General features: G+C 63.9%; 16 protein-coding genes. 4 read left to right on the forward strand and 12 right to left on the reverse strand.

Annotation, left to right across the window (positions count from 1 at the left end; all coding sequences use genetic code 11):
* Nucleotides 1-51: 51 nt before the first annotated feature.
* Nucleotides 52-1,074 (reverse strand): flagellar motor protein MotB, encoded by a 1,023-nt coding sequence (motB, locus tag JYG36_RS24855; RefSeq protein WP_213602628.1) that lies wholly within the window; start codon nt 1,072-1,074, stop codon nt 52-54.
* Between the two features lie 3 nt (nt 1,075-1,077).
* Nucleotides 1,078-1,929, reverse strand: a complete 852-nt coding sequence (gene motA, locus JYG36_RS24860; RefSeq protein ID WP_038997459.1) for a flagellar motor stator protein MotA — start codon at nt 1,927-1,929, stop codon at nt 1,078-1,080.
* Between the two features lie 131 nt (nt 1,930-2,060).
* Between motA and JYG36_RS24865 the strand changes: the two genes are divergently transcribed.
* From JYG36_RS24865 to asd, 3 genes are read left to right on the forward strand one after another with little or no spacing between them, the layout of a single operon-like run.
* Nucleotides 2,061-3,596 carry an HDOD domain-containing protein gene (locus JYG36_RS24865; protein WP_213602630.1) on the forward strand — a complete coding sequence of 512 codons (1,536 nt, stop codon included), beginning with the start codon at nt 2,061-2,063 and terminating at the stop codon, nt 3,594-3,596.
* Nucleotides 3,597-3,642: 46 nt separating this feature from the next.
* Nucleotides 3,643-4,452: a rhodanese-like domain-containing protein gene (locus tag JYG36_RS24870; RefSeq protein WP_093376749.1), complete on the forward strand. Its 810-nt coding sequence runs from the start codon at nt 3,643-3,645 to the stop codon at nt 4,450-4,452.
* Nucleotides 4,453-4,461: 9 nt separating this feature from the next.
* Nucleotides 4,462-5,325 carry an archaetidylserine decarboxylase gene (asd, locus tag JYG36_RS24875; RefSeq protein ID WP_045193749.1) on the forward strand — a complete coding sequence of 288 codons (864 nt, stop codon included), beginning with the start codon at nt 4,462-4,464 and terminating at the stop codon, nt 5,323-5,325.
* 56 nt (nt 5,326-5,381) lie between these two features.
* On the opposite strand, the gene serB is transcribed toward asd, so the two are convergent.
* Nucleotides 5,382-6,596: a phosphoserine phosphatase SerB gene (serB, locus tag JYG36_RS24880; protein WP_213602632.1), complete on the reverse strand. Its 1,215-nt coding sequence runs from the start codon at nt 6,594-6,596 to the stop codon at nt 5,382-5,384.
* Between the two features lie 135 nt (nt 6,597-6,731).
* On the opposite strand from serB, the gene JYG36_RS24885 reads away from it, so the two are divergent.
* Complete coding sequence (locus JYG36_RS24885) at nt 6,732-8,234, forward strand: HAMP domain-containing protein (protein WP_045193751.1); 1,503 nt, start codon at nt 6,732-6,734, stop codon at nt 8,232-8,234.
* 200 nt (nt 8,235-8,434) lie between these two features.
* Here the strand turns inward: JYG36_RS24885 and JYG36_RS24890 are convergent, their stop codons facing one another.
* From JYG36_RS24890 to JYG36_RS24930, 9 genes are all read right to left on the reverse strand, one after another.
* Complete coding sequence (locus JYG36_RS24890) at nt 8,435-9,142, reverse strand: PqiC family protein (protein WP_045193753.1); 708 nt, start codon at nt 9,140-9,142, stop codon at nt 8,435-8,437.
* A gap of 176 nt (nt 9,143-9,318) precedes the next feature.
* Nucleotides 9,319-11,577 (reverse strand): DNA topoisomerase IV subunit A, encoded by a 2,259-nt coding sequence (parC, locus tag JYG36_RS24895; RefSeq protein ID WP_045193754.1) that lies wholly within the window; start codon nt 11,575-11,577, stop codon nt 9,319-9,321.
* 10 nt (nt 11,578-11,587) lie between these two features.
* A complete protein-coding gene (locus tag JYG36_RS24900; RefSeq protein ID WP_045193755.1) occupies nt 11,588-12,106 on the reverse strand; it encodes a retropepsin-like aspartic protease family protein in 519 nt (172 codons plus the stop codon).
* Nucleotides 12,103-13,089 carry an esterase-like activity of phytase family protein gene (locus JYG36_RS24905; protein WP_045193756.1) on the reverse strand — a complete coding sequence of 329 codons (987 nt, stop codon included), beginning with the start codon at nt 13,087-13,089 and terminating at the stop codon, nt 12,103-12,105. The genes JYG36_RS24900 and JYG36_RS24905 overlap by 4 nt, the downstream gene beginning before the upstream one ends.
* On the reverse strand, nt 13,086-14,990 hold the full coding sequence (gene parE, locus JYG36_RS24910) for a DNA topoisomerase IV subunit B (protein WP_045193757.1): 1,905 nt from the start codon (nt 14,988-14,990) through the stop codon (nt 13,086-13,088). The genes JYG36_RS24905 and parE overlap by 4 nt, the downstream gene beginning before the upstream one ends.
* Before the next feature lie 36 nt (nt 14,991-15,026).
* Nucleotides 15,027-15,635: a YqiA/YcfP family alpha/beta fold hydrolase gene (locus JYG36_RS24915; RefSeq protein WP_045193759.1), complete on the reverse strand. Its 609-nt coding sequence runs from the start codon at nt 15,633-15,635 to the stop codon at nt 15,027-15,029.
* Nucleotides 15,636-15,737: 102 nt separating this feature from the next.
* Nucleotides 15,738-16,553: a 3',5'-cyclic-AMP phosphodiesterase gene (cpdA, locus tag JYG36_RS24920; protein ID WP_093376759.1), complete on the reverse strand. Its 816-nt coding sequence runs from the start codon at nt 16,551-16,553 to the stop codon at nt 15,738-15,740.
* A gap of 84 nt (nt 16,554-16,637) precedes the next feature.
* Nucleotides 16,638-17,090 carry a DUF1249 domain-containing protein gene (locus JYG36_RS24925; RefSeq protein ID WP_045193762.1) on the reverse strand — a complete coding sequence of 151 codons (453 nt, stop codon included), beginning with the start codon at nt 17,088-17,090 and terminating at the stop codon, nt 16,638-16,640.
* Complete coding sequence (locus tag JYG36_RS24930; protein ID WP_093376764.1) at nt 17,081-17,701, reverse strand: NUDIX domain-containing protein; 621 nt, start codon at nt 17,699-17,701, stop codon at nt 17,081-17,083. Before JYG36_RS24930 ends, JYG36_RS24925 begins: the two co-directional genes overlap by 10 nt.
* Between the last annotated feature and the right edge of the window lie 89 nt (nt 17,702-17,790).

The following is a 17,790-nucleotide window of genomic DNA, read 5'->3' on the forward strand; positions in this document are numbered from 1 at the left end:
AAACGCCCGTGGGCATCGCTGCGCACGGGCGTTTTTTTTCAGCCAGCAGGCTTACTGCTTGTTTTCGTCCATCTTCAACACACCGTCTTCGAAGATGTTCAGCTTCTGGCGCAACTCCCGTGGCTGCATCGGCTCGGGCTCGGCCGCCGGGGCTGGCTCCGGGGTCGCCCCTGGAGCCTGCGTCGCGGCGCCTGGCTGGCCGGCTTCGGGGGCGGCAGGCTGGGTCTGCTCGCCTTCGATGGTGCGCTGGGCCTTCTTGGTCAGGACGATGATGTCGATCCGACGGTTGACCGGGTTGAGCGGGTTTTGCCGGTCGAACAGCGACGACGAGGCATAGCCGACCACCCGCGCCACCTGGGTATCCGGGTAGCCACCGGCGACCAGCGCGCGGCGTGCGGCATTGGCGCGGTTGGCCGACAGTTCCCAGTTGCCGAAGTCGCCGGTGCCGGCGTATGGCTTGGCATCGGTATGGCCACTGATGCTGATCTTGTTCGGCACCGCCTTGATGGTGTCGGCCATGGCCAGCAGGATGTCCTCGAAGTACGGCTGCAGGCGCGCGCTGCCAAGGTCGAACATTGGCCGGTTCTCGGCATCCATGATCTGGATGCGCAGCCCGTCCTGGGTGATCTCAAAGAGGATCTGGTCCTTGAACTTCTGCAGTTGCGGGTTCTCTTCAACCTTGTTCTGCAGCTCCTGCAGGAGCAACTCGAGGCGCTCGCGCTCAACCTGCTCGGCCATGTTCTCGACCGTATTCTGGTCGATCGGGATGCTGGACTCAGGCGTTGGCTCGGACTTTTCTTCCGGGTTGATGGTTTTTTCCGGGGCGAGCTGGGGCGAACCGCCCAGGTCGATGATGTACGGCGTGCCGCTTTCGGAAAAGCCGATCGGGTCCTTGAAGTAGCCGGCAATGGCGATCTTCTGCTCCGGTGTGGCCGTCGACAGCAGCCACAGCACCAGGAAGAACGCCATCATCGCCGTAGCGAAGTCGGCGAAGGCAATCTTCCAGGCGCCACCGTGGTGGCCGTCGCCAAAGCGCTTGATGCGCTTGACGATAATGGGCTGATTGTTCTCCATGGCTTAGCGACCGCGAACTGCTTGTTCCAGCTCGGCGAAGCTCGGGCGGTGGGCCGGGAACAGCACCTTGCGCCCGAATTCCACGGCCAGCGATGGCGGCATGCCCGAGGCCGAAGCCACCAGCGAGGCCTTGATCGCCTCGTAGACGTTCAGCTCTTCCTTGGCGTCATGGCGCAGGGAAGTGGCCAGCGGGCCGAAGAAGCCGTAGGCGGCGAGAATACCGAAGAAGGTACCGACCAACGCCGCACCGACGTGCAGGCCGATCGACTTCTGGTCGCCATCGCCCAGCGAGGCCATGGTCACTACGATACCCAGTACCGCGGCAACGATACCGAAGCCGGGCATGCCGTCGGCGATGCCGGTCACGGCATGGGACGGGTGCTCGAGCTCTTCCTTCATGCTCAGCAGTTCCATGTCGAACAGGCCCTCAAGCTCGTGCGGGGCCATGTTGCCAGTGGACATGATGCGCAGGTAGTCACAGATGAACGCAGTCATGCGTTCATCACCCAGTACCGCCGGGTACTTGGCGAAAATCGGGCTGGCAGCGGCGTCTTCGATATCGGCTTCGATCGCCATCATGCCTTCGCGACGGGATTTGTTGAGAATCTCGTAGACCAGGCCCAGCACCTCGATATAGAAGGTGTGGGTAAAGCGCGTGCCGAACATCTTCAGCGACTTCTTGATTACATGCATGGTCATGTAACCAGGGTTGGCCTGGAGGAACGCACCGAAAGCAGCACCACCGATGATCAGCACTTCGAAAGGCTGGATCAGGGCCGCAATCTTGCCGTGGGAAAGTACATATCCGCCGAGCACACTCGCGAATACGACGATGATGCCGATAATTTTAGCCATAGATAGAAAGCACTTACTGTCGTGGTCAGGGTCGTGAGCGGAAGTTAAAAAAACTCTTCTTCTACTTATCGGCAGAACTGCGCCAGACTATAGTCAGTCAAGGCGAAAAGCCAGTTCGGCCTACCTCCAGCATGCCTATTGAAACCATCGTGCCAAGTCAAACACCAAAAACACTCGATGCCTGGGTCAAGCTCCTCGATAGCGTGCGCCTGCCGGTTCCGCTGGCCAGCTACGAACGGGTCAAAGCCGCCATTGGCGACAGCCGCCGCTCGTTGCGCGACATCGCCGAACTGATGCAGGACAGCCCGGCGCTGGTGCTCAGCGTCATGCGCGAGGCCAACCACCACAGCAATACCGGCCTGGGCGAACCGGCCGAGAGCCTGGAGATCGCCCTCAACCGCCTGGGGCTGGCGCGTACCGCAGAACTGCTGGAGCGCCTGCCGGCGCTGCCCGAAGCCGAAATTGCCCCGACCCTGCGTCAGTTGCAGCTGGTCAGCCAGCACGCCAGCCAGCAGGCCAACGGCCTGTTCGCCAGCCGCCTGGCGCGGCTGTGGCAGGAAATCCATTGGGGCAGCCTGCTGTTTCTGTCACCGCTGTGGCCCCTGGCGCTGACTCACCCCAAGCTCCTCGATGAGTGGGAGCTGCGTGTGGTGCACAAAGGCGAATCGGCACTGCGGGTGGAACAAGAGCTGTTCGGCGTGCGGGTCATGAGCCTGTGCAAGGCCCTGGCCGAACACTGGCGCCTGCCGGACTGGGTAACGCGCGGTTACCATTTACTTCAGGAGGAGCGCCGGCTACTGGCCCAGGCAATCCTCATCGCCCGTGACCAGGACAGCCTGCACCAGCAGCAGCGCCTGGACGATCAACCAAGCCTGCGCCGCTGGTTCAACCAGCCGGCCAATACCGTGCTGCTGGCCAACGGCCTGGCCCTGGCCTCGCAGGTTGGCTGGACCAATGCCCATGTGCAGCGCTGGCAACTGCTCACCAGCCTTTACCTGCAAACGCCGCTGGATGATGTCCAGCAACTGGTGCACCAACAAGCGGCAATCAGCGCCCGTCATCACGCCTGCCCTGGCCTGTTCCACCCGGCCGAGGCGCTGCTCTGGCCATGGCACCAGCAACGCCTGCATCAGGGCCAGATCGCCCCGCCAACGCCTTCGGCCCAGGCCCTGGGCACCTGGCGCAAACTCTGCGGGGAGCTGCTGACCGAGCCCAGCCCGTTCAGCAATGCTATCCACCTGACGACGTTGGCTCGCGACGCGCTGGTCGCCTGCGGCATGCAGCGGGTGATGCTGCTGATGACCGACAAGACCCTGAGCCAGCTGCGCGTCCACCAGATTGCCGGCCTGCCGGCGGAAGCCGCCAGCCTGGTGCTGCCGATTGAACAAAGCAAACTGCTGCAACGGTTGCTGAGCAAAGCGGCGCAACTGCGCCTGACCCCGGAAAACCACGCGCAGTTCTCAGCCCTGCTGCCGCCCAGCCTGCGCGCCCTGTTTCGCAGCGAACACGTGCTGCTGCGCTCGCTGTCGAGCAATAGCCGGGTGGTGATGCTGCTGGTCGCCGACCAGGGCGGCAAGCCGTTGGCGGACGTCAGCGTGCAAGCCTTCGGCAAAACCGCGCAATGCATCGAGCGGGCCCTGACCGCCTTCAGCAACCGCAGCGCCTGAGCCATGCGCTACAATCGCCCCCTCTGTTCCGCCCTGGAGACTCTGGATGACTGACTTTTCTGGCCTGCCCCTGGTTATCGAGCCGGCAGACCTGCTAACCCGCCTGGATGCGCCAGAGTTGATCCTGGTCGACCTGACCAGCCCCAACCGCTATGCCAGCGGGCATATTCCGGGGGCGCGCTTCGTCGACTTCAAGCGCACCCAGCTAGGCCAGCCTCCTGCGCCGGGCCTGTTGCCGGCCAAGGCCGACCTGGAAAAACTCTTCGCCGAGCTCGGCCATAACGCCAATGCGGTCTATGTGGTCTATGACGACGAGGGCGGCGGCTGGGCCGGGCGTTTCATCTGGTTGCTGGATGTAATCGGTCACTCCCGTTACCACTACCTCAACGGCGGTGTCCACGCGTGGCCAGCGAGCAACCTCAACACTGAAGTACCCGACGCTGCCAGCGGCACGGTCAACCTGACCCTGCACGAAGAGCCTACGGCCACCCGCGAATACCTGCAAAGCCGCCTCAACGCTGCCGACCTGGTGATCTGGGACGCGCGCAGCCCGGCCGAATACCGCGGCGAGAAAGTTCTCGCAGCCAAGGGCGGGCACATTCCCGGCGCAGTCAATTTCGAATGGACCGCCGGCATGGACCTGAACGATCACCAGCGCATCCGCAAGGACATGCCCGAGATCCTCGAGCAGCTGGGCATCAGCAAAGACAAGGAAGTGGTCACCCACTGCCAGACCCACCACCGATCCGGCTTTACCTACCTGGTGGCCAAGCATCTGGGCTACCCTCGGGTCAAAGCCTACGCCGGATCCTGGGGCGAATGGGGCAACCACCCCGACACCCCTGTCGAAGTTTAAGGAAACCCAATGAAATCCCGCTTGTTTATCATCAGCCAGTACCTGCTGCCCCACCACCTGCTCTCGCGCCTGGCCGGCTGCGTTGCCGAATGCCGCGTGCGCTGGTTCAAGAACGCCTTCACCAGCTGGTTCGCCAAGCGCTACCAGGTGGACATGTCCCAGGCCCTGGTCGAAGACGTTACTGCCTACGAGCACTTCAACGCCTTCTTCACCCGCGCCCTCAAGCCCGGTGCACGTCCGCTGGATGAAACCCCGGGGGCAATCCTCTGCCCGGCCGACGGCGCCGTCAGCCAGCTCGGCCCGATCGAGCACGGCCGCATCTTCCAGGCCAAGGGCCACAGCTTCAGCGCCCTCGAGCTGCTGGGCGGCGATCCGGCCAATGCCGCGCCGTTCATGGGCGGCCAGTTCGCGACCATCTACCTGTCGCCCAAGGACTACCACCGCGTGCACATGCCGCTGGCCGGCACCTTGCGCGAGATGATCTACGTACCGGGCCGGTTGTTCTCGGTCAACCAGACCACTGCCGAAAACGTTCCGGAGCTGTTCGCCCGCAACGAGCGCGTTGTCTGCCTGTTCGACACCGAGCGCGGGCCGATGGCCGTGGTACTGGTGGGCGCGATGATCGTCGCCTCGATCGAAACCGTCTGGGCCGGCCTGGTAACACCACCCAAGCGTGAGCTGAAGACGGTGCGCTACGACGAAGCCAGCCGCGCGCCGATCCACCTGGAAAAAGGCGCGGAACTGGGCCGTTTCAAACTCGGCTCGACAGCTGTCGTACTGTTCGGGCCAGAGCAGGTGAAATGGGCCGAAGAGCTCGGCGCCGGCTCTGCCGTGAGCATGGGCGAGCGCCTGGCACTGCCAGCACAGGCCTGAAACTGAAAAAGCCCGCAGCGATGCGGGCTTTTTTGTACTTGTGGAAGCCAGGTCCGTCAGGCGCGACCGTCGCGATCGCGAAAACCCAGCAGGTAAAGCACACCATCGAGACCCAGGGTCGAGATCGCCTGCTTGGCCGACTGCTTGACCAGCGGCTTGGCCCGGAACGCCACGCCCAGGCCGGCAATCGCCAGCATCGGCAGGTCGTTGGCGCCATCGCCGACGGCAATGGTCTGCTCCATCTGCAGGCCTTCTTTGCGCGCCAGCTCACCCAGCAGATCAGCCTTGCGCTGGGCGTCGACGATCGGCTCGACCGCCACGCCGGTCACCTTGCCATCGACCACTTCCAGCTCGTTGGCGAATACGTAGTCGATGCCCAGCTTGGCTTGCAGCTGCTTGGCAAAGTAGGTGAAGCCACCGGAGAGGATGGCGGTCTTGTAACCCAGGCGCTTGAGTTCGGCGAACAGCGTCTCGGCGCCTTCAGTCAGGCGCAGCGACGCACCGATCTGGTCCAGCACGCCAACGTCCAGGCCCTTGAGCAGCGCCAGGCGCTCCTTGAAGCTGGCACGAAAATCCAGCTCGCCACGCATGGCCCTCTCGGTGATTTCCGATACCTGCTCACCGACCCCGGCAGCCTTGGCCAGCTCGTCGATCACTTCGGCTTCGATCAGCGTCGAGTCCATGTCGAACACCGCCAGGCGGCGGTTGCGACGGAACAACGAATCCTGCTGGAAGGCGATGTCGACGTTCAGCTCCTGGGCGACGCTGAGGAACTCGGCGCGCAGGGCTTGCGGATCAGCCGGCTCGCCACGTACCGAGAACTCGATGCAGCCTTTGCTCTGCTCGGCCGGGGTGTCCAGCGCGACACGGCCCGAGAGGCGATCGATATGGTCGATGTTCAGCCCGTACTTGGCGGTGATCGAGCTGACCCGCTGCAGTTGCTCGGCAGTCACCCGCCGGGTCAGCAGGGTGACGATGTGCCGGGCTTTGCCCTGGCCTTCGACCCAATTCTGGTAGTCGGCCTCGGAAACCGGGGTAAACCGCACCTGCTGGTCGAGTTCGTTACCCGCAAACTGGATGTTCTTGAGCACCGATGAGGCCTTCTCGGTATCCGGAATTTCGACCAGGATGCCAAAGGACAGGGTGTCGTGAATCACCGCCTGACCGATGTCGAGGATGTTCACTCCACCCTGGGCCAGAACACCGGTGATGGCGGCGGTAAGACCCGGGCGGTCTTCACCGGTGATGTTAATCAGAACGATTTCGCGCAAGACGGGCTCCGACTCGTTGAAAAAAAGCGCATTCTACCGATTTTCGCTGACCATCGGGCGCAGTCGATACTTTGCCCGCCCCTGAGCGCTCGCTATACTGCGCAGCAACTTCTCCGACATAAAGAGCCGCGCTCTGTGAACCGGCCCACGCCCGTTAAGACCGACAACTTCTTCCTGCTGATCTTCCACGCCCTGCGCCAACGCCGAATACCGCTGGCGCTGCGTATCGCCTGCCATAACGTGTTTCTGGTGGCACTGGCGCTGGTGATCTACGCCTGCGTGATGGGCCTGCAGTTCAAGGAAGCCATGCATGAGCAGGCCGATGCCCTCGGGCAGAGCCTGACCACCCAGACCGCCACCTCGGCCACCGAGCTGCTGGTGTCCAACGACATCCTCAGCCTCAACGTGCTGCTGGGCAACCTGGTGAAGAACCCGCTGGTGGCCCATGCGGCGATCTACAGCGTCGACAACCGGATCCTCGCCGAAGCCGGCCAGCGCCCGAAAAACGGCCTGCTGGGTGAAGCCGAAGGCCTGTACCAGACCAAGATCACCTTCCAGGACGTGACCGCCGGGCAACTGCGCATCAGCCTGGACATGAGCCAGTTCCAGCAGCCGCTGACCATCAGCCTGCAGAGCATGGGCATCCTTGCCGGTATCCTGCTGGCCCTGGCGCTAGCCATGAGCCTGCGCCTGGGCCGCTACATCTCCACGCCGCTGTTGCAGCTGCGGGTCTGGCTGCGCGACATCAACGAGTTCACCCCGGCCATCGAGCGCCAGGATGAAATCGGCGACCTGGCGCGTCAGCTGCACACCCGCCTGGCCCCGCCACCACGGGAAATCGAGCCGGAAGAAGAAGAGTCCTTCGATGAGGATGAGGATGAGCCGGAGTTCGAAGTGCGCAACCTGCGCGACCCGAGCTTCGACGAACAACCGGCTGTGGCCAAGGCCGCCAAACCGGTCAAGCCTGTAACGGACGACGACAGCGATGACGCCTTCGCCGACCTGCTCGACGAGGACCACAGCCCCGCCCCTGCCCCGGCAGCCCCGGTCAACCGCGAGCCACAGGCCAGCGCCGTGCTGGCGGTGCAACTGGGCTCCCAGGAGCAACTGCGACGCCTGCCGCGCACGCGCCTGACCGAGCTGCTGGAACGCTACCGCGACTGCCTCGACCAGGCAGCCTCACTGTATGAAAGCGAAGTGCATACCCTCAACGACGGCAGCACCCTGCTGTTGTTCCACAGCCAGGATAGCGGCGAGGACTACCTCACCAATGCCATCTGCTGTGGCGAGCTGCTGCGTGCCCTGGGCCATGAGCTGCAAATCGAAGTGGCCGACAGCGGCATCACCCTGCAACTGCAGCTGGGCCTGGCCCTGGGTGAAGACCTGCACGGCCTGAGCCAGATCGACCTGCTGCTGACCGAAAAAGCCCAGGACGCCCTGGCCCTGTCGCAGCACAGCCGCAACCTGCTGCTGGTCGAGCGCAAGATCAGCGACGACGCCCTGGTTCGTCAGCGTGCGCGGATTCGTCCGATCGCCAGCCCCGAAGGCGCCTGCTGTGTCGAGCGTCTGATGGAGCCGTACCCATCGATGCTGGAGCGGCAACTGGCGCGGATGCATGAGCGCCGGGTCAAGAGCTGACCCCTTGGCAAACCAAAAGCCCGCAGTGATGCGGGCTTTTTTATTGCCCTGTAGGAGCGGGCTTGCCCCGCGAAAACGCTAGCAACCCGATGTGAAGCCTGCGCCGGCCGCATCGCGGGTCAAGTCGGATCGCCGCACCGTCGCTCCCACACGGGCACAAAAAAGCCCGCATCGCTGCGGGCTTCTTGTTGGCACTCGACTTAGAAGCGGAACACTTCAAGGTCGGTACGAATCGGCGTAGCCAACGGGATCTTCGGCTTTTCCGGCTCTTTGCGCACTTGTACCGGTGCAGCTTTCTTCGGTTGTTGTTCTTCCACCACTGCCGGCTGGTTGGCCAGCGGCTTCAAGGCAATGCTCAACTGCTCGGCGAGCTTTTGCAGCAACTGGCCCTGGGCTTGTACCTGGGCGCTCTCGCTACCCTGGTGCTGCTGCTCCAGGTGCACGATGCGGTTGTCACGGACCTGGCCACGGCGATCGAGCAGGCGCCACTGGGCGTCGAGAATCGCTGGCTGGTTGGTGCCGGAGTCCAGGCGGGTAATCGACAGCAGCACTTGTACATCCGGGGTGAAACCGGTGCTGGCCGGGGCCAGGACCACACGTTGGCTGTCCAGACGCCAGGCCAGCTGACGGACCAGCAACTGGTCGATGTCGGCCGACAGGCTACCGGCCCAGCGGCCATCGGTGGCAGCAGTCAGGCTGCCATCGGCCTGGCGTTGCAGCAGGGTTTCGCGTTGCAGGTAGTCGGCAATCGACACTGGGCCGAGAACCACTGCCATACCCGCGCTTTGCTTGGGTTGGCCAGGCTCACCGCTGTCGAGCTGATACAGGGATACCGGTTGGTGCATGCTGCAACCAGCCAGTCCGAGCACGCCACACAGCAGAACCAACGGAAGGCGCAGAAATTTCATCATCCCATCCAGGCGGTCGCCACAAGGCAAACCGCAGTGATACTCATATAGATTCGTTCGGATACACAGCCACGCTGGTACCGCAAGGGGCCTATCATCCGCGAAATAGCGGCTCGACTCCAGTGTTTCAACCGCGAACGGGCACGAAAATACCCGTTCAGGCTGTCTAACCCGGCTTATCCGGGAATTTCGACCAACAGCGCGTCAACCCGCTGGAAGCCACGGGGCAATTTGTTGCCCCGGCGCCCACGTTCGCCCTTGTAATGCTCAAGGTCGTCGGCCTTCAGAGACAGGGTACGCTTGCCGGCCTGCAATACAAGGGTCGCGCCGTCGGGAATGACCGCCAGATCAGTGACAAATTCTTCACGCGAGGCCACCCGGTCGCCCGGGATGCCGATGATCTTGTTGCCCTTGCCCTTGCCCAGTTGCGGCAGGTCGCTGACCTTGAAGATCAGCAGGCGGCCTTCGGTGGTCACCGCCGCCAGCCAGTTGTGCTCGCGATCGGCGACCGGGCGCGGGGCAATGACCTTGGCACCGTTGGGCAGGCTGAGCAGGGCTTTACCGGCCTTGTTCTTGGCCTGCAGGTCCTCGCCCTTGACCACGAAGCCGTAACCGGCGTCGGAGGCGATCACATACAGGGCGTCATCTTCGGGCAGCAGCACGCAGTCGAAGCTTGCGCCCGGTGGCGGCGTCAGACGGCCGGTCAACGGCTCGCCCTGGCCCCGGGCCGATGGCAAGGTGTGGGCGGCCAGCGAGTAGCTGCGGCCGGTGGAGTCGATCAGCACGGCAAACTGGTTCGAGCGCCCGGCAGCGGCGGCCTTGAAGCCATCGCCAGCCTTGTAGGAAAGGCCCGTGGCGTCGATATCGTGGCCCTTGGCGCAACGCACCCAGCCCTTCTCCGAGAGCACCACGGTGACCGGTTCGGTCGGCATCAGCTCGTTTTCCGACAGGGCCTTGGCTTCGGCACGGGCGACGATTGGCGAGCGGCGGTCGTCGCCGTAGGTTTCGGCATCCTTGATCAGCTCGGCACGCACCAGCTTGCGCAGCTTGGTTTCGCTGCCCAGCAGGGCAATCAGCTTGGCTTGTTCCTTGGCCAGTTCGTCCTGCTCGTTGCGGATCTTCATCTCTTCCAGGCGCGCCAGTTGGCGCAGGCGGGTCTCGAGGATGTACTCGGCCTGGGTTTCAGTAAGGTCGAAGCGGGCAATCAGCGCAGCTTTCGGCTGGTCCTCGGTGCGGATGATGTGGATAACTTCATCCAGGTTGAGGAAGGCTACCAACAGGCCTTCGAGCAGGTGCAGGCGGCGCTCGACCTTGTCGAGGCGGAACTTCAGCCGGCGGCGCACCGTCTGCACGCGGAATTCCAGCCATTCGACCAGCAGCGCCCGCAGGTTTTTCAGCTGCGGGCGGCCATCCAGGCCGATGATGTTGACGTTGACCCGGTAGCTGGACTCAAGATCGGTGGTAGCGAACAGGTGCTGCATCAGCTCGTCGAGGTCAACCCGGTTGGAGCGGGCGATGATGACGATGCGGCACGGGTTCTCGTGGTCCGACTCGTCGCGCAGGTCGGCGACCATCGGCAGCTTCTTGGCCTGCATCTGCGCGGCGATCTGCTCCAGCACCTTGGCCCCGGAGACCTGGTGCGGCAACGCGGTAACGACGATATCGCCGTCCTCAATGCGGTAAACCGCGCGCATGCGCACCGAACCACGGCCACTTTCGTAGATTTTCAGCAGTTCGGCACGCGGGGTGATGATCTCGGCTTCGGTCGGGTAGTCCGGGCCCTGGATATGCTCGCAGAGCTGCTCGACCGTGGCCTTGGGCTCATCGAGCAGGCGTACGCAGGCCGAGGCGACTTCGCGCAGGTTGTGTGGCGGCACGTCGGTGGCCATGCCCACGGCGATACCGGTGGTGCCGTTGAGCAGGATGTTCGGCAGGCGCGCCGGCAGCACCGCAGGCTCATCGAGGGTGCCGTCGAAGTTCGGCACCCAGTCCGCAGTGCCCTGGCCCAGCTCGCTGAGCAGTACTTCGGAGTAGCGCGACAGGCGCGCCTCGGTGTAGCGCATGGCGGCGAAGGACTTCGGATCGTCCGGCGCACCCCAGTTGCCCTGGCCATCGACCAGGGTGTAGCGGTAGCTGAACGGCTGCGCCATCAGCACCATGGCTTCATAGCAGGCCGAGTCGCCATGGGGGTGGAACTTGCCGAGCACGTCACCGACGGTACGCGCCGACTTCTTGTGCTTGGAGTCGGCGTCCAGGCCCAGTTCGCTCATGGCATAGACGATGCGCCGTTGCACCGGCTTCAGGCCGTCGCCGATATGCGGCAAGGCGCGGTCCATGATCACGTACATGGAGTAGTTGAGGTAGGCCTGTTCGGTGAAGTCAGCCAGTGACCGGCGCTCTACGCCATCGAGGCTGAGATCAAGGGAGTCGCTCATGCGGGCCTCATCATTTCAGGTTCTGGCGCAGCAGCAAGGTGCCGCCACGCTGGGTAAATTCAAGTTGTTTCAGGGCACTCATGCCCAGTAAAACCTGTTCGCCATCGAGCCCCGGCACCACCAGCGCGCGCACATTGCGCAGGAGGATATCGCCCAGCTGCAGCTGGTCCAGGCGCGTGCGGTAGCCCTGGGTGCGGCCATTGGCGGTGCTCAACATCACCGGCGCGCCGCGCTCCAGGCCTAGCTTGCCAGCCAGGGCTTCGGGGATCGCCACGTCGGTCGCCCCGGTATCGAGCAGAAAATGTACCGTCTGGCCGTTGATCCGGCCATCGGCGACGAAATGCCCCTGGCCGTTGCCGGCCAGTTGCACTTCGATGTAACCCTCGCCGTGTTGCGAGGTGACCACGGCATTGGGGTTGGCCTGACGCTGCTCCCACTCGCCGAAAAAGCGCGTGGCCAGGAACAATCCAGCCGCCCAGGCCAGAATCAGCAGTACCCGGCCAGCACGCTTGCCCGGTGGCTGGCTCACGATTTGCCACTCCAGCCGCCGGCCGGCGCGGCAAAGCGCCAGACGATCGGTCGCGATTCGCCGTCCTGGCGGGTCGCACCGTTGTTGTCCAGGCCAATCCAGGCGCCCTTGTCATCGATCACCAGCGCCTCGGCCAGGCCGAATGGCTGCGAGTAACGCCGGGGCTCGGCCAGGGCATCGGCGGCAAACGACCAGCATCGCTCGACCTTGGCTGTCTGCGCATCACGCCGGCAAATGCGATAGGCGTTGCGCTCCAGGGTAAAGAGCTTGTCGTTGAACAGGGCCAGGTCGGCAAAGTCGCGCGACACCGGGCGCGGCCTGGGCATCTGCGGCGGCTGCATCTCGACCCCGGCTTCGCTGAGCAGCACGCAGCCGTTGCCACAGTTCCAGGTGGTCTGCTGGCGGTTGATCAGCAGCAGGCCGCGGCGCTCGCGCTCGGCCGCCAGCCAGATACGGTCGCCGGCCGGGCTCACCGCCAGGCCTTCGAACAATGCATTGAAGTGCAGCAACATGCCGCTGGCCCGCGCCTGGCGGACCATGCTCGGGTCGATTTTCAGCCAGTTGGGCGCGCCTTCCATTGGTACCTGCAGCACGGCCGCATGGGCTTCACTGACCAGGTAATGGTTGCCGGCGGCATCACAGCTGATGCCTTCGAAGTCCAGCTCGCCGCCGCGCACCTGCGCGGCAGCCCAGGTGCGCGAGCGCAAGCCCCAGGGCAAACCGCTGTCCGGTACCGGCGGTACCTCCATGTGCAGCGCTTCGGCTTGCCAGACGGCAGCCGAGGTATCCAGGCGGTAAAGCAGCTCGTCATCGCGGTCGGAAACCGCCCACAGCCCGCCTCGGCATTCGCTCAGGCCAGACAGATTGCCGCCACGCATGCCCTCGACCGGGTGTTCGGCGACCAGCTTGAGCTCCGGCCACGGCGCGGCCAGTGCCGGAAGCGTCAACAGCGCCAGAGCCGCAGTCAGGGCCACACGTATCAAGCCAGGACCTCGGCCAGGTTGCCTTTGGATTCCAGCCAGCTCTTGCGATCGCCGGCGCGCTTCTTGGCCAGCAGCATGTCCATGATTTCGCGGGTGCCGTCCAGGTCGTCGAGGGTCAGCTGGACCAGGCGTCGGGTGTTCGGGTCCATGGTGGTTTCCCGCAGTTGCGGCGGGTTCATCTCACCCAGGCCCTTGAATCGGGTGACCTGCGGCTTGCCGCGCTTCTTCTCGGCCACCAGGCGGTCGAGGATGCCGTCGCGTTCGGCTTCGTCGAGGGCGTAGTAGATTTCCTTGCCCAGGTCGATGCGGTACAGCGGTGGCATGGCCACATAGACGTGGCCGGCTTCGACCAGCGGGCGGAAATGCTGGACGAACAGCGCGCAGAGCAAGGTGGCGATGTGCAGGCCGTCGGAGTCGGCGTCGGCAAGGATGCAGATCTTGCCGTAGCGCAACTGGCTCATGTCGGCAGCGCCGGGATCGACGCCAATGGCCACGGCAATGTTATGCACTTCCTGGCTGGCCAGGACTTCGCCGCCATCGACTTCCCAGGTGTTGAGGATCTTGCCGCGCAGCGGCAGGATGGCCTGGAACTCCTTGTCCCGCGCCTGCTTGGCCGAACCGCCGGCCGAGTCACCCTCGACCAGGAACAGCTCGGCACGCATCGGGTCCTGGCCGGCGCAGTCGGCCAGCTTGCCCGGCAGTGCCGGCCCCTGGGTGACGCGCTTGCGCTCGACCTTCTTGCTCGCCTTCAGGCGCCGGCCGGCGTTGTTGATCGCCAGCTCCGCCAGCTGCATGCCCACCTCCGGGTGAGCGTTGAGCCACAGGCTGAAGGCATCCTTGACCACGCCAGAAACGAACGCGGCAGCCTCGCGCGAGGACAGGCGCTCTTTGGTCTGCCCGGAGAACTGCGGCTCCTGCATTTTCATCGAAAGCACGAAGCTGATGCGCTCCCAGACGTCTTCCGGCGCCAGCTTGACGCCGCGCGGCAGCAGGTTGCGGAACTCGCAGAACTCGCGCATGGCATCGAGCAGGCCCTGGCGCAGACCGTTGACGTGGGTACCGCCCTGGGCCGTGGGGATCAGGTTGACGTAGCTTTCCTGGACACTGTCGCCGCCTTCGGGCAGCCACAGCAGGGCCCAGTCGACCGCCTCCTTGTTACCGGCCAGGCTGCCGCAGAATGGCTCGTCGGGCAGGCGCAGGAACTCGCTGACCGAGTCGACCAGATAGGAGCGCAGGCCGTCTTCGTAGTGCCACTCGACCTTCTCGCCGGTGCCTTTGTCTTCGAAGCTGACCAGCAGCCCCGGGCACAACACGGCCTTGGCCTTGAGCACGTGCTTGAGGCGGCTGATGGAGAATTTCGGCGAATCGAAATACTTGGGGTCCGGGGCGAAGTACACGCTGGTGCCGGTGTTGCGCTTGCCAACGCTGCCGACTACTTCAAGCTCGGTGGCCTTGTAGCCATCGGCGAAGGTCATCTGGTACTCGTTGCCGTCGCGCTTGACCTTGACCCGCACCTGGCTGGACAAGGCGTTGACCACCGAAATACCCACCCCGTGCAGGCCGCCGGAGAACTGGTAGTTCTTGTTCGAGAACTTGCCACCCGCGTGCAGCTTGGTGAGGATCAGCTCGACCCCGGACACGCCCTCTTCAGGGTGGATGTCCACCGGCATGCCGCGACCATCGTCGGACACTTCCAGGGAATGGTCGGCGTGGAGGATCACCTGCACCGACTTGGCGTGCCCGGCCAGGGCTTCGTCGACACTGTTGTCGATCACTTCCTGGGCCAGGTGGTTCGGCCGGCTGGTGTCGGTGTACATGCCCGGGCGCTTGCGCACCGGGTCAAGGCCGGAGAGGACTTCGATGGCGTCTGCGTTATAGGCACTAGCGCTGGGAATGGCCATGGGTTCTCGTCGTCAGTCGTGGGTGAAAATAGGTTATCAAAATACAGAAAAATCGAGTGTTTGATACTGCTGCGGGGCAATGCCGGCAAAGCTCAGCAGGGCTGGCAGGCGTTCGGCAAAGCCCTGGAAGCTGTGATCGCCACCGGCCTGGATGCGCAGTGCACAGGCACGGTAGAACTGCTCGGCCTGGCGGTAGTCCAGGGTTTCATCGGCGGTCTGCAGCCACACTTGAAAGCGCCCGGCATCGGTCGGCGCCGGCACTTCCAGCTCGGCCAGAGCCTGCACGTGGTCCAGGGTCAGTTCCCAGGTTTCGCCGGTATAGAGGTTCTGCTGCGGCCCCAGGTAGCCGTCGAACAGCCGGTGCGGGTTGATCGCCGGGTTGACCAGCAGGGCCTTGAGCCCGTGGCGCTCGGCCAGATGGGTGGCATAGTAGCCGCCGAGCGAGCTGCCGACCAGTAATGGCGATTCGAGCTCGGCAATCGCCGCCTCAAGCTGGGCGATGGCCTGGCGCGGGTGATGATGCAGGGCCGGCACGCGCAGGCGCTCGGCCAGCCCCAGCTGGGCCATGACTGCTACCAGCTGGCTGGCCTTCTTCGACGACGGCGCGCTGTTGAACCCGTGAATATAGAGAATCGAACCCGACATGCCGCCCCCGATGCGCCTTGAATGCCTGGATCGCCAGGCAGGAAAGCGCGCATTTTAGCCTGTTAGACGGCAGATGCAGCAGTTTCAGCGATTTGGCAACACTTAATAGCCGTCGCCTTCGTAGTCGACGGTGAATTCGAAGTCGCTGACCCGCGACACGCCGGTGTCGATCGAGCCGTCCGCCTGCAGGCGCAGCCAGCGGTAGCCGGGGGCCTGCTCGCCGACTTTGAAGTCTTCGCTGCGCGGCTCGAACTGGATGCAGGTCGAGGGTGAGGCCAATAGCCGCACGCCGTCGCGAACCTGGTCCCACTCCTGGTGAATATGGCCCCAGAGCAAGGCCCGTACCTGTGGATAACCTTGCAGCACAGCAAACAGTGCGTCGGCGTTGCGCAAGCCGATCGGCGCCATCCAGGCGCAGTCGATAGATACCGGTTGGTGATGGAAACAGATCAGGTGATGGCGCTCGGGCGCTTCGTCCAAGGCGCTCTTTAGCAACCTGAGCTGGCCGTCATCGAGCAAGCCCGGCACCGAACCGGCCACCGCCGAGTTGAGCATGAGGATTCGCCAATTGCCGATATCCACCTGCGGATCAAGCAAATCAGTGCCCTGCGCCGCCTGTTCCATTGGCAGCGGCTCGTCATGGTTGCCGGCGAGCCAGCGCGCGGGGGCCTCAAGGCTCGCGGTCAGGTCACGAAAACAGCGGTAGGACTCGACCGAACCATCCTGGGATAAATCGCCGGTGGCCAGCAGCAGGTCGATCCGCGGCTGCTCGTCGCGTACCCGCTCGATCACCCGCTGCAGGCTGTCGCGGGTATTCATGCCCAGCAGCGTGCCTTGCGCGTCGGCAAACAAATGACTGTCGGTCAGTTGCACCAGATACACCGGCGCGTCGCTAGGGGGGATCGATGGTTGCGGCAAGGGCCGACTCCTTGAACGGATTCAGCGCGATTATGGCGGCTGGCGGGCGTTGAGCAAATACTCGAAAACGACCGTCATCACATTTCAGCGAACGACGGCCAACTCATGGCCACAGGCCAGGCAATGGCTCAGCCATTCACCGAGGAACAGATTGAGCTGGGCCTTTTCGTCCGGCTGGTGCATGGCCGCATTGGGGTACGGATAGATACTGCGAAAACGCCGGGCGTGCTCGGCGCTGACCACTTCGGCCATGCGCGCGTCGTGGTAGACCTGCACCTCCAGCTGCGGCACCGGCAGCCAGGGCAGGCTGTGCTCCTGGCGCACGCGCAAGGTGGTGGTGTAGGGACAGGCGAGCACTACATCGAGGACCAGCACGCCAAGCATCTGGTCGCCCTGGGTCATGCCGATCCGGCGCGAGCTCTGGGTGCTGCGCATGTCGGGCAGCAGGCGCATCAGGCGCGCATAGTTGGCCTCGCAGGCAGCCTGCAACCCGACCAGATCTACCCGGTAGCGCTCGCGCAGCAGATTCACGACCATAGCCCCCTGACTTCAGCGCGGTTCAAGGCCAGCCATTGCAAGGCAATGATGGTTGCCGCGTTGGCAATTTTGCCGTCGCGCACGGCCTGCAGCGCATCCTCGAACGCCCAGACCTTCACGCGAATATCCTCGCCTTCTTCTTCCAGCCCGTGCAGGCCACCGGCCCCAACGCTGCTGCAACGGCCCAGGTAAAGATGCACAAACTCGTCGCTGCCGCCCGGTGACGGGAAATACCGGGTCATCGGCCACAACGTACTGAACACCAGCCCAGCTTCCTCCTCGGCCTCACGGTGTGCAACTTCTTCCGGTTGTTCGTCCTTGTCGATCAGACCGGCGACCAGTTCGATCAGCCAGGGGTTGTCGACCTTGCCGATGGCGCCGACGCGAAACTGCTCGATCAGCACCACTTCGTCGCGCTGGGCATCGTAAGGCAGCACACACACCGCATCATGGCGCACGAACAGCTCGCGGCTGATCTCACGACCCATGCCACCGGCGAACAGCTCGTGGCGCAGGCGCACCTTGTCGAGGCGGTAGAAGCCCTTGTAGCAAGTGGCCCGATCGACGATCTCGACCTGGCTGGGCACAGCGTTGTTGAACGTGTCAGACATGGGAATCCTCATTACCTCATTTACCGCATCGCGCCATCCTAACCTGCGTACCGCTGCGTTTCACCTCTTTAAAGATACCGTCCAGGCTG

The organism is Pseudomonas sp. SORT22, assembly GCF_018417635.1.
Classification (GTDB): Bacteria; Pseudomonadota; Gammaproteobacteria; order Pseudomonadales; family Pseudomonadaceae; genus Aquipseudomonas.